The 11673-nt window shown below is 66.7% G+C and carries 10 protein-coding genes; 7 read left to right on the top strand and 3 right to left on the bottom strand.

What is annotated here, in order from left to right; genetic code table 11:
- The first annotated feature begins 10 nt into the window (after positions 1-10).
- The 5 genes from FFS30_RS06330 to FFS30_RS06310 all read left to right on the top strand — a co-directional run bounded on the left by FFS30_RS06330 (position 11) and on the right by FFS30_RS06310 (position 6957).
- Positions 11-1303 carry a cytosine permease gene (locus FFS30_RS06330; RefSeq protein WP_171014448.1) on the top strand — a complete coding sequence of 431 codons (1293 nt, stop codon included), beginning with the start codon at positions 11-13 and terminating at the stop codon, positions 1301-1303.
- Between the two features lie 41 nt (positions 1304-1344).
- Positions 1345-2295: an ornithine cyclodeaminase family protein gene (locus FFS30_RS06325; protein WP_137912220.1), complete on the top strand. Its 951-nt coding sequence runs from the start codon at positions 1345-1347 to the stop codon at positions 2293-2295.
- A 120-nt stretch (positions 2296-2415) separates the two neighbouring features.
- Positions 2416-3447, top strand: coding sequence for a LacI family DNA-binding transcriptional regulator (locus FFS30_RS06320; RefSeq protein ID WP_137912610.1), 1032 nt, complete (start codon positions 2416-2418; stop codon positions 3445-3447).
- A 150-nt stretch (positions 3448-3597) separates the two neighbouring features.
- Complete coding sequence (locus tag FFS30_RS06315; RefSeq protein ID WP_137912219.1) at positions 3598-6108, top strand: glycoside hydrolase family 13 protein; 2511 nt, start codon at positions 3598-3600, stop codon at positions 6106-6108.
- A 117-nt stretch (positions 6109-6225) separates the two neighbouring features.
- On the top strand, positions 6226-6957 hold the full coding sequence (locus FFS30_RS06310; protein ID WP_137912218.1) for a DUF6445 family protein: 732 nt from the start codon (positions 6226-6228) through the stop codon (positions 6955-6957).
- Here the strand turns inward: FFS30_RS06310 and FFS30_RS06305 are convergent.
- Entirely contained in the window at positions 6954-7622 is a 669-nt protein-coding gene (locus tag FFS30_RS06305) for a TetR/AcrR family transcriptional regulator (protein WP_137912217.1), read from the bottom strand. The genes FFS30_RS06310 and FFS30_RS06305 overlap by 4 nt on opposite strands.
- 48 nt (positions 7623-7670) lie before the next feature.
- Between FFS30_RS06305 and FFS30_RS06300 the strand changes: the two genes are divergently transcribed.
- Complete coding sequence (locus FFS30_RS06300) at positions 7671-8183, top strand: hypothetical protein (protein ID WP_137912216.1); 513 nt, start codon at positions 7671-7673, stop codon at positions 8181-8183.
- An 11-nt stretch (positions 8184-8194) separates the two neighbouring features.
- Positions 8195-8563, top strand: coding sequence for a VOC family protein (locus FFS30_RS06295; protein ID WP_137912215.1), 369 nt, complete (start codon positions 8195-8197; stop codon positions 8561-8563).
- A gap of 131 nt (positions 8564-8694) precedes the next feature.
- Here FFS30_RS06295 and FFS30_RS06290 read toward each other — a convergent pair whose 3' ends face one another.
- Both FFS30_RS06290 and FFS30_RS06285 read right to left on the bottom strand, forming a co-directional pair.
- Complete coding sequence (locus FFS30_RS06290) at positions 8695-9906, bottom strand: cation:proton antiporter (protein WP_137912214.1); 1212 nt, start codon at positions 9904-9906, stop codon at positions 8695-8697.
- Between the two features lie 117 nt (positions 9907-10023).
- On the bottom strand, positions 10024-11538 hold the full coding sequence (locus FFS30_RS06285; RefSeq protein ID WP_137912213.1) for a tryptophan halogenase family protein: 1515 nt from the start codon (positions 11536-11538) through the stop codon (positions 10024-10026).
- Between the last annotated feature and the right edge of the window lie 135 nt (positions 11539-11673).

Genomic DNA, 11673 nt, shown 5'->3' with positions numbered 1-11673 from the left:
ATTCGGACGAATGACCAGCAACGCGCGCGACGAATCGGCCCAGGGTTTCGCCCACAGCACCGTTCCCGACGAGGCCACCGGGCCCGCGCGCACGGTCTTCTTCATCGTCGCCGGCAGTTGCTGCGGCCTGCCGGTCTTCATCCTCGCTTCCAACGTGACTTCGGGGCTCGGCTTTCGTCCCGCGCTGGCGGCCTTCGTCGTCGGCTCGATCATCAGCGGCGTGCTCGGCGGTCTCTCCGCCTATGCCGGCGCGCGCACGCGCATGTCGCTGCCGCTGCTCGCCCAGCGCACGTTCGGGCATTGGGGCGCGCAGGTCGTCAAACTCGCGATCGCGCTGTCGTTGATCGGCTGGTTCGGCGTCATCGTCAGCGTGCTCGGCGCGACCGCCGGAACGACGATGCAGCGCATCTTCGGCATCGCGGTGCCATCGGCGGCGATCTCGATTCCGCTCAGTGCGCTGATCACCTACGTCGTGCTCAAGGGCGTCACCGGCCTGGAGCGGCTCGGCCAGGTGATCGTGCCGCTGACCGCCGTGCTGCTCGCGATCGCCGTGTTCATGACCGCGGGCAAACTCGATACGGCCGCGCTCGGCCACGGCAGCGGCGCGCTCGGTTTCGGTGCGGCCGTATCGGCGGTCGTCGGCTCGTACATCGTCGGCATCACCATCCAGCCCGACTACGGTCGCTTCGTGCGGCGTCCGCTCGGTGCGGGCATGGCCTGCTTCCTCGCGCTCGGCGTCGCCTATCCGCTGGTCCTGTTCATGTCGGCGATTCCGAGTACCGCGCTCGGCCAGCCGGATCTCGTCGCCGCGCTCGTCGCGCTCGGCATCGGCCTGCCCGCGCTCGGCCTGCTGCTCATGGGCGCGTGGATGGATTCGTCGGCGTGTCTTTATTCGGGCAGCCTGTCGCTGGCGAATCTGTTTCCGCGCTGGCCGCTGCAGCGCATCGTCATCGGTGTCGGCGTATTCGGCGCGGTACTCGCGCTGCTCCACGTCGAAGAACATTTCATGCCGTTCCTCGAACTGCTCAGCATCGCCCTGCCGCCGGTCGCCGCGGTGCAATGCAGCGAGGCGATCCGGCCGACCCAGAACACGGTGGGAAATCCCGCGTTCCGCTGGCCGGCGATCGTCGCGTGGATCGCCGGCACCGCGCTCGGTCTTGCCAGTGCGCACGCCGGGATCTCGGTCACCGGCATCGCCACGCTCGACTCGATCGTCGGCGCACTCGCCGCAACCGTGGTGCTGCGCTCGCTCGCGGCATTTGCCGCTTCCTCGCGCGTCGCGGCCGATGCGGGCAAACCGTAACCGTCGAGGTCCGGCGTAAACGCTCGCGTACACTGCGCCCGATGCGCATCGCCGACGCAGACGCCACCCGCCGCCATCTCGGCTACGCCGAACTGATCGAAGCTCTGCGTGCGATGTTCGTCGCCGGCTGCGAAGTGCCGCAACGTCATGTGCACACCATCGCCGGCGCCGACGCGAACGCGGCGCGCGGCACCGTGCTGATCATGCCGGCATGGCGCGCGGGCCGCTATTTCGGATTGAAGACGGTGATGATCTTTCCCGGCAACGGGACGCGCGGCCTGCCGGGCCTGCATTCGACTTATCTGCTCTACGACGCGGCGACTGGGCAGCCGCTGGCGCAGCTCGACGGCGACGAGATCACCACGCGCCGCACCGCGGCCGCCGCGGCGCTCGCCGCGGACTATCTCGCCCGGCGCGATGCGCGCCGTTTGCTCGTCGTCGGCGCGGGCCGCGTCGCGGCGCAGATTCCTGCGGCGATGCGCGCAGTGCGGCCGATCTCCGAGGTGGTCGTGTGGAATCACCGGCGCGCCTGTGCCGAACGTCTCGCCGCTTCGCTGCGCCTGGCGGGAATGCCGGCGCGGGCGGGCGACGATCTCGCGGTCGAGGTCGCTGCCGCCGACATCGTCAGTTGCGCAACCCTGTCGAACACGCCGCTGATCGAAGGCAGGTGGCTGCGGCAGGGCACGCATCTCGATCTGATCGGCAGTTTCACTCCGGCGATGCACGAGGCCGACGCGCACTGCTTCGCGCGTGCGAAGGTTTTCGTGGACATCCCGGAGGCGCTGACCAAGTCCGGCGACCTGCTCGACGCGATCGCCGCGAACACGTTCGCCGCAGCGGCGCTGCAGGGCACGCTGGCCGATCTCTGCGCGGGTCGCTGCGCGGGCCGCCGCAGCGACGACGAGATCACTTTGTTCAAGGCCGTCGGCACCGCGCTCGAAGATCTGGCCGCGGCCGAGCTGGTCTACGAGGGTCTCGCCGATCGCGGCTGAGCGAGGGCGATGCGCTGCGACAGCAGCGGCGTATTTGCTTGCCCGGTGATCCCGTTGTGCGTCCGACCTTGCCGGGTGCGAGCGGGCCTGCCTATCCTCCGAGCGAGGGAGGAGACCATCATTCGCAGCAAACAAAAAGCGACGTCGCTCGTCATCGCGCATCTGGCCGGCGTCTCGCAGCCGACGGTGTCGCGCGCGCTGCGCGGCAGCCCGATGGTCAACGAGACGACGCGCAAGCGCATCCAGAAGATCGCGGCCGAACTGAACTACAAGGTCGACAAGCACGCGTCGAGTCTGCGCAGCCAGCAGAGCGGCACGCTCGCGCTGCTGATCTTCGAGGACCCGGCGCCGGACGACTCGCTGATCAATCCGTTCTTCGTCTCGATGCTCGCCTCGATCACGCGCGCCTGCGCGCAGCGCGGCTACGATCTGCTGATCTCGTTCCAGCAGCCGAAAAACCACGACTGGCAGGCGAGCTTCGAGGAATCGAAGAAAGCCGACGGCATCATCCTGCTCGGCTACGGCGACTATCTCGACTACCGCGAGCGGCTCAAATTCATGGTCGAGCGCGGCACGCATTTCGTGCGCTGGGGCGCGATCGCGCCCGACCAGCCCGAAGTCTCGGTCGGCTGCGACAATTTCCAGGGCGGGCGCGACATCACCCGGCATTTGATCGAACGCGGCGCGACGCGCATCGCGTTTCTCGGCGACGCCACCGCTTCCTCGCCCGAATTTCTCGAACGCCACCGCGGCTACCGCGCGGCGATCGAAGAGAACGGCGGCAAGGCCGACGCGAAACTGCAGGCGGCGGCGTTTTCGTCGGAGCAGTCCGGCTACGAGGCGGCGACGTCCCTGCTCGCGCACAAGGCGAAGTTCGATGCGATCTTCGCCGCGAGCGACCTGATCGCGATCGGCGCGGTGAAGGCGCTGCGCGAGCGCGGCCTGCGCGTGCCCGACGACGTGCTCGTCGCCGGCTTCGACGATATCCCGCTTGCCGGTTTCGTCGATCCAAGCCTGACCACGGCGCAGCAGGACACCAAGCAGGCTGGCATCGTCCTCGTCGACACCTTGCTCAAGCTGATCCGCGAAGAGCCGGTAGAGAACCAGGTGATTCCTGCGTCGCTGGTGTTGCGCAGATCGACGCAGCGCTGAAGTCCCGCGCTCGCGTGCGCCGCTCGGGCGCAAGCGGGAACGACAAGCAAAGAGTCCTTCTGTGTCGAATGCAATGAATTCGTATGCAGCGGCTGGCTTGTGCGTCGGTGCATCACTACGCTTAAAGGTTCTCGGGGAGAGAGAATTTTTATGCGTAACACGAAAGTCATCGCCGTCGCCGCGGTCGCCGTTCTGAGCGGCGCCGCCTTGCTCGCCGGCTGCACGGCGCCGCGTGCGCAAACCGCCGCGGCCAAGCCGGCCGCAACCCACTGCCTGCCTGCGCCGTACCAGGAAACCTTGTTCCTGCGCGGCAGATTCACCGAAGGCGTGGCGCGTGAGGATTACGCGCTGCAGTGGCGCTGCAATGCCTATCTGATCAATGTCGATCTGAGCGGCGAGCAGACTTTCCGCATCCAGGATGCGCGGCTCGGCGGCGGCGTTTTGTTCGGCGGACCGCCCGGCGCGACGACCGCGTTGCAGCTGAATACCGCATTCGTTTTGACCGGCGGCCTGCGCGCCGATGCGGGAGAACTGAAATACGTTTTCGCCGGCCCGGCGACGGTCAGGCTCGACTTCGGCGGCACGGGCGGCAAGCCGACCGTCACGATCGGCGCGAAGAGTTTTGTGGACGTCGACGAGAAACCGATCGACGATGCGGCCGCGTTGAGTCTGCGTTACGACTCGCGCGATTCCGCGCACAAGCAACCGTTCGGCGCGATCGTCGCGGGCAAGGAAATCGAAGTCGCGCTGTCGGCCAAGCCCGGCATTGCGCGCGCGACCCTCGTGATCGAAACGCGCCGCCTCGAAGGCTGGCAGGAAGTGCTCGAATACCGCGAGCTGGCGCGTGTGCCGCTGACGCGCGTTGCGAACGGCGCGGACGAACGCTGGGAGGGCAAGTACAAATTCGACGAGATCGGCATCTACGGCTACTACTTTGAGATCGAGAGCGGCGGGCGCCGCTATCTCTACACCAACAACGCCGATCCGGTGCCGTTCACACGTGAGGTCGGCTCGAACGGCCGCGGTGCGGTGATCAACGCGCCGACGGACGCCGCGCGCATCCGCCGCTATCGCCAGACCGTGTATCGCGCCGACTATCGCGTGCCCGACTGGGCGCGCGATGCGGTGTACTACTACATTTTCCCCGACCGCTTCCGCAACGGCGACCGTGGCAACGATCCGAAGCCGGGCGTGGACAAGTTTCACGCCGGCACGGTCGAGTTCCACAAGAACTGGCTCGACAAGCCGTGGCTGCCGCGTTCGGGCGACGGCTCCGACGGCGAATACAGCAACGACTTCTTCGGCGGCGACCTCGCCGGCATCATCGAGAAGCTCGACTACATCCGCGCGCTCGGCGCGAACGCGCTCTACATCAATCCGATCTTCACCGCGTCGAGCAATCACAAGTACGACACCGCCGATTATCGCGAGATCGATCCGCATTTCGGCACGACGGCCGAGTTCGAGAAACTCAATCGCGAAGCGGCCAAGCGCGGCATGCGCGTGATTCTCGACACCTCGCTCAATCACACCGGGCGCGACTCGCTCTACTTCAACCGCTACGGGAACTTCCCCGCCGGCGGCGCGTTCGACCACGGCAAGATCAACCCCGACTCGAAGTATGCGAAGTGGTACCTGTTCTATGCGGATGAGACCGATCCCGACCGCCAATACAAAGGCTGGGCCGGCGTCGCCGATCTGCCCGAACTGGACAAGTCGCAACGTTCGCTGCGCGATTTCTTTTACGGCAAGGACGGCGTCATGCAGCTGTGGCTCGGCCACGGCCTGTCCGGCTGGCGCATGGATGTCACGCCGTGGATTCCCGATGACTTCTGGCGCGAATGGCGCACAGCGGTGAAGCAGGCCAAGCCCGACGCGGTGGCCGTTGCGGAAACATTCTTCGACGCGTCGAAGTATTTTCTCGGCGACGAGTTCGACTCGACCATGAACTACATTTTCCGCAGCAGCGTCGTCGCCTACGCGAACGGCGCCAAGGCCGGCGACATCTACCGCAACATCGAACTGATGCGCGAGAACTATCCGCCGCAGGCGTTCTACGCACTGATGAACCTGATCGACTCGCACGACTCCGCGCGCGCGCTACACGATTTCGGTTGGCGTGACGAAGCCAAGGACTCAGCGGAAACCGTCGCACTCGCCAAGCGGCGCCTGCGCCTCGCCGCGTTCTTCCAGATGACCTCGCCCGGTGCGCCAGCGATCTACTACGGCGACGAGGTCGGCGTGACCGGCGGCGACGACCCGTTCGACCGCGGCACTTATCCGTGGCCCGATCTCGGCGGCAAGCCCGACGAGGCCCTGCTCGCCGAGTACAAGAAGCTGACCCGGTTGCGCCACGCCGAATCCGTGCTGCGCCGCGGCTCGCTCGATGCGCCGATCTATATCGACGACCGCGTGATCGTGCTCGCGCGACGCGACGGTGCGCAGTGGGCGCTCGTCGCGATGAACAACGACGCGGCGCCGCGCACGCTGAAAGTGAGGCTGCCCGCGGCGATCGCGACCGCGCATTTTCGCGACGCGTTGACCGGCGCGAGACTCGCCGCGGCCGCCGGCACGCTCGAATTGACCGTGCCGGCGATGTACGGCAGCGTGCTGCTCTCGCACAGCAGCGCGCCCGCGAGTAAACGCGCAGCGGGAAAGTGAAGAGGCCGCGCTGCGATCGCTAAAGCCGCCGCGGCGAAATCGTGTGGCGCGCACGGTTTGCAGAGGCGGTGCTATCGTTGCGCGTCCGCCGAAGCGAACCGAAGCGAGCCGCGCCGCATGCAAGGGTTGGAACATATCGCCGCGTTCAATCCGCGGCCGCAGATCGAACGGCTGCGCTTGCCGAACGGCAACGCCTGTTATGTGATCGACGATGCACTGACCGATCCCGATGCGCTCGTGCAATTCGCCGCGGCGCATCGCGGCCGCTTCAATCCGGTCAACTTCAGCGCGTATCCGGGCAATTATCTGGAAATGCCGGCACCGGTCGCCGCGCGGCTCGGCGATTTTTTCTCCGAGCATCTGCGCCGCGCGTTCGATGCGCGGCGCATCCTGCACATGCAGTGCCGGCTGTCGCTGGTCACGCTGCCGCCGCAGGCGTTGCGGCCGTACCAGTCGATCTGCCACGCCGACGGCCAGGACATCGACGCACGCCACAGCATCCAGGCCTCGGTGCTCTATCTGTTCAAGGACGAAACTCTCGGCGGCACCAGTTTCTACGAGCCGGCACGTTCGCCGGCGGAAACCGCCGCATTGTTCCGCGACGCGCTTGCGCTGTCGGCCGAGGCGTTTACGCGCAAGTACGGCATCGCCCAGAGCTACATCCACGAGTCGAATGACTGGTTCGTGCATATCGGCCGCGTCGCGGCGAAATGGAACCGCATCGTCTTCTACGACGGCAGCATGCTGCACTCCGGCGACATCTTCGCGCCGGACCGGCTCAGCGCCGATCCGCTGCGCGGCCGCCTCACGTTGAACGGCTTTTTCACCAGCCGGCGTAACGCCGTCTAGTTTTCCGCGAGCGCGCGCACGGCTTCGGCGACGAGCGTCTGGATCAGCGCTTCGACCGCCTTCGCGCCGCGGTTGCGCACTGACAGCGCTTCGAACATTTCGAAACCGGTCAGGGCGAACAGCACATCGACGAGGTCGGCCTGCCTGGCCTTGCCCGCGTTCGGCACGAGCCGGGCGACGAGAACGCCGAGGCCGTGCCGGCGCCGCTCCGAACGTTGACTCAGGCTCGCGGCGATCTCCTCGTCGATCTTCGTCACCGCATGAAAGGTCGGCATCAGCGCGTCGTGGCGCGCCCAGAAGCGGCAGAACACCGCGACGAGGCGGTGCAGCGCGGCATGCGGATCGCTTTCGGCGAAAGCCGCGGGCAAGTCGGTGAGCAGACCGCCGCGCTCGGCGACGTCGTCGAACACCGCTTCGAGCAGGCCGAGGCGCGACTCGAAGCGGTTGTATACGGTCAGGCGCGTCACCCCGGCCTCGCGCGCAACGCCGTCGATGGAGAACGCGGGCTTGCCGGAGCCGCCGCTCAGCAGGGCGCGCGCGGCTTCGATGATGCGCGCACGTGTCGCGTCGGCCGCTTCGGCGCGGACGGCGCTGTGGTACGGACGGCGGCCGTCCGGTGTGGACGCGACAGGCGGCGTGGTCGCCTTGCGGCGCTTGACATTCATGAATTAGATGTACAGTATGTATATCGAAATTGCGAAACGGAGACCGTCATGCTGCAGATTGATCTCATTGTGCTGGCTCGCGCGATCCATGTCATCGCCGGTGTGGCCTGGGCCGGCGCGACTTTCATGCTCGCTTCGGTGATTGTGCCGATCGCGCTGCGTCACGGCGCCGAGGGCGCGGGGCGCTGGATGGGCCTCGCCGCGCGCCGCGCGGGGATGTCGTCGATGATCGCCGCGCTGCTGACCGTGCTGTCGGGCATTTATTTGTTCGCCGTGCTGCACGCGCAGGACGCGTCGGCCGGCGGCTTCGTGCTCAAGACCGGCGCGGCTGCGGCGCTATTGTCGATCGCGGTCGGCATCGCCATTGCGCGGCCGGCCGGAATGCAGCTCGGCCGCCTGCAGCAGGCGCTTGCCGACGCGGCGCCGCCGCCGGCGGACACGCTGCAGCGAATCGCCGTGCTGCGCCGCCGCCAGTTGATCGGCGTGCGTGCCGCCGCCGGGCTGCTCGGCCTCGCGGTGATCGCGATGGCCGTGTTCCGCTACGCGTCGGCGCTGGCCTGAGCGTGTCGGCCATGATCGCGCTCGATCACCTGATTCTGCGCGTGCGGCGCAGTGCGGAATCGGCCGAGTTCTACACGCGCACGCTCGGCTTTGTCCACGAAGGCCGCCGCGGGCCGTTCGAGGCTCTGCGCGTCAACGCCGGCCTCGTGCTCGATCTGCTCGAAGGCGAAGTGCGCGACACGATGCACCTCGCCTTCCGCCTCGGCCGCGACGAATTCGATGCGACGCGGCAACGCCTGCTCGATCTCGGCATCCCTTTCGGCGGCGGCCCGTTCGAGCGCGATGGGCGCAGCGGTTCGGCGCTCGGCGCCGCGGGCATGGCCGAGGCCTTGTACTTTTACGATCCCGATCGGCACAACATCGAGATTCGAGTCGGATGAAAGCGACGCAGCGCAGGCGCGGTTCGGCGTCAACTCGGTGAGCTGCCGGTAGCGGCGTGCGTCCGGTTCGCCCTTCGATACCTCAGGGCGAACGGACTTTTGCGAATCGGAACGTGATTCGCGTGCGCCGCTCAGGCCGATTTGAAGATCAGCTCATGCGCACGGCGCAGGCGCGGCGCGACGATCGGCACGGTCAGCATCGTGCTCGCGATTGCCATCAGCAGCAGGGCGGTGAAGGTCTCGTTGGTGATCAGTTGTTTGTCGAGCAGGATGTTGACGAAGATGATCATGATCAGCGCCTTGGTCTGCAGCAGCCAGCCGATGATCGAGGCTTCGCCGCGCGGCCAGCCGAGAATGCGCCCGGCGGCGTGGATGCCGATCAGCTTGCCGCTGACCGAGGCGACGAGCAGCACGCCCGCGGCAAGAAACACCGCGGCGCCGCCGACGTCCCAGTTCGTGCGCAGTCCGGTCGAGAGAAAGAACACCGGCATAAAGGCGAGCAGCACGAAGCGGCGGAACTGGTCCATGCTCTCCTGATCGAACCAGTCCGCGTCCATGACCGCGCCGGCGAGGAAGGCGCCAACCATGTAGTGCAGGCCGGACCAGTCCGCGCCCCAGGCGCAGGCGACGAGCCAGATCAGGGCGATGTACCAGCGATCGCGCTCGGCGAGCGCGCGCATGAGCCGGCGGAACACGAGGGTGACGAGAGCGAATGCGACGAGAAACCCGGCCTGCTTGCCGACGCGCGCCCAGTCCATAAGGATCACGGCGAGCACGCCCCAGATGGCGACGTCGTCGAGGCTGGCATAGCGCAGGATGCGCTGGCCGATCGGCTGGCGCAGGATTTCGAGTTTCTCCATCAGCAGGATCAGGATCGGCAGCGCGGTCACCGCGCAGGCCATGCCGACGCCGAGAACGAATTGCCAGTCCAGCGCCTTCGGCCCGATCCAGCCCGGAAACGCGAGCAGGCCGACCGCCACGATGCTGCCGAACGCGAGCGGTGTGCCGAGCGCGAGACCGGCGGTGACGCCCGATTCGGCGCGGTATTCCCAGACTTTCTTCAGATCGAGTTCGACGCCGGCGATGCAGACGAACAGCATCACCGCCCACCAGGCGATGCCGTTGAGCGGCGCAATCACGGCCGGGCTGAAGACGAAAGCGTAGTAGTCGGGAAAAACTTTGCCGAGGATGCCCGGGCCGAGCAGGATGCCGGCGATGATCTGCACGACGACGAGCGGGGCAAAGTAGTCGGTGCGGCCGATGCGCCAGATCAGGTACGGCACGGTGAGGATGATCCCCATCGCGATAAGAAAAATTTCGGTCGTGCTGATCGTCGCGTGCATCGTGTCCCCTACGGATGAAGTGCGCTCGCCCCAAACGCGAAGTGTCGTTCAACTCGGCGCTTGCGCACAATCGCCACTTTCAACCGTCGAAAAATCGCCAGGCGTCGGTGTCGGCGCTCAGGCCTCGGCTGCACCGGCGCGGCGGTCGCAGCGCTCGATGAACTCGCGATGCGAGTCGAGGCCGTCGACCGCGCGGCCGATCATCGCGCGCACGCCGTCGAGCAGTTCGTCGAGCTGCGGCCTGCTCAGCGCGTCGGCGAGCGGATGATAGTCGCGCGGCAGAATGCCCTGGCCGATCATCACCTGCTGCCAGGCCAGTTCGCCGAACAGTTCGTCCTGGGCGCGGAACAGCTTGCCGGTCGCCGCGAACAAGTCGATGCGGTGCTGCAGCGACGGCGGCAACGGCATGCGCCGGCATTCGCGCCAGAACTCCGAATCGTCGCGCGCGTTCTGCCAGTAGTGCAGGATGAGAAAGTCGCGTACGTGCTCGAATTCGATCTGCGATTGCCGGTTGTACTCGTCGACCTCGGCGCCGGCGATGCCGGCATGCGGGAAATGCTTGATCAGACGGATGATGCCCGACTGGATCAGATGGATGCTGGTCGATTCGAGCGGTTCGAGAAAGCCGCTGGCCAGCCCGATCGAAACCACGTTGCGATTCCATTGGCGCTTGCGCCGGCCGGTGCGAAACGCGATCGGCCGCGGCTCGCCGAGCGGCGCCGCATCGAGGTTGGCGAGCAGCAGCGCCTTGGCCTCGTCGTCGCCGAGATAGCGGCTGCAGTAGACCAGGCCGTTGCCGGTGCGGTGCTGCAAGGGGATGCGCCACTGCCAGCCGGCTCGGTGCGCGATCGCGCGCGTGTAAGGAGTCAGCGGTTCGGCCGACTCGCTGGCAACAGCGAGCGCACGATCGCACGGCAGCCAGTGGCCCCAGTCTTCGTAGCCGGTATTGAGTGCCTGCTCGATCAGCAGGCCGCGAAAGCCCGAGCAGTCGATGAACAGATCGCCGGCGACTTCGCCGCCGCCTTGCAGGCGGACCGACCTCACATGCCCGTTCGCGGCATCGAGATCGACATCGGTGATCAGGCCCTCGACGCGCTGTACGCCAAGGCGCTCGCTGAACGCGCGCAAGTAGGTCGCATAGAGTCCCGCGTCGAAATGGTAGGCGTGGACCAGGCCCGGCAGTTTGCCGCTCTCGATCTGATCGAGCGGCGCATACCGGTTGCGCTTCGCGGCCTGGTAGTTGAGCGAATAGTCCCACAGAGTTTCGCGCCGGCCTTCGCGCAGCGAGCGCGTCCAGAAGTGGTGGAAGGTGCAGAACGGGAAATCCTTGCCGATGCCGCCGAAGGCGTGCATGTAGCGGCTGCCGATGCCGCTCCAGTTTTCGAATTCGATGCCGAGCTTGATCGTCGCGCGCGTGGCGCGGATAAAATCCGCTTCGTCGAAGCCGAGTGCGCGATTGAGCGTCAGGATCGGCGGGATGGTCGCTTCGCCGACGCCGATCGTGCCGATCTGTTCGGACTCGACCACGCTGATCTTCAGCGCGTTGCCGAGAATCTTCACGAGCAGGGCCGCGGCGATCCAGCCGGCCGTGCCGCCGCCGACGATCACCACATGGCTGATTTTTTCCGCCAATGCGCTCTCCCCGTCGAGGCATCGATACGCATCCGGTTCGAGCGAATCCGGATAGGCGCGGACTGCGTGGCGCAGCCCGCGCTAGCGATTGTAGGCAAATCGCTACCGGAGCGCGCGGCGGCGCTCCGGTAGCGC

Origin of the sequence: Rudaea sp. 3F27F6 (assembly GCF_005503555.1) — a bacterium.
Lineage (GTDB): Bacteria > Pseudomonadota > Gammaproteobacteria > Xanthomonadales > Rhodanobacteraceae > Rudaea.
The sequence above is the reverse complement of the archived record's forward strand: the minus strand, read 5'-3'. Positions and strand labels throughout refer to the sequence as shown.

Excerpts from the sequence above, each read along its gene's own strand:
- FFS30_RS06330 (WP_171014448.1), top strand. The coding sequence starts at position 11 with ATGACCAGCAACGCGCGCGACGAATCGGCCCAGGGTTTCGCCCACAGC.
- FFS30_RS06325 (WP_137912220.1), top strand. The coding sequence starts at position 1,345 with ATGCGCATCGCCGACGCAGACGCCACCCGCCGCCATCTCGGCTACGCC.
- FFS30_RS06315 (WP_137912219.1), top strand. The coding sequence starts at position 3,598 with ATGCGTAACACGAAAGTCATCGCCGTCGCCGCGGTCGCCGTTCTGAGC.
- FFS30_RS06310 (WP_137912218.1), top strand. The coding sequence starts at position 6,226 with ATGCAAGGGTTGGAACATATCGCCGCGTTCAATCCGCGGCCGCAGATC.
- FFS30_RS06305 (WP_137912217.1), bottom strand. The coding sequence starts at position 7,622 with ATGAATGTCAAGCGCCGCAAGGCGACCACGCCGCCTGTCGCGTCCACA.
- FFS30_RS06300 (WP_137912216.1), top strand. The coding sequence starts at position 7,671 with ATGCTGCAGATTGATCTCATTGTGCTGGCTCGCGCGATCCATGTCATC.
- FFS30_RS06295 (WP_137912215.1), top strand. The coding sequence starts at position 8,195 with ATGATCGCGCTCGATCACCTGATTCTGCGCGTGCGGCGCAGTGCGGAA.
- FFS30_RS06290 (WP_137912214.1), bottom strand. The coding sequence starts at position 9,906 with ATGCACGCGACGATCAGCACGACCGAAATTTTTCTTATCGCGATGGGG.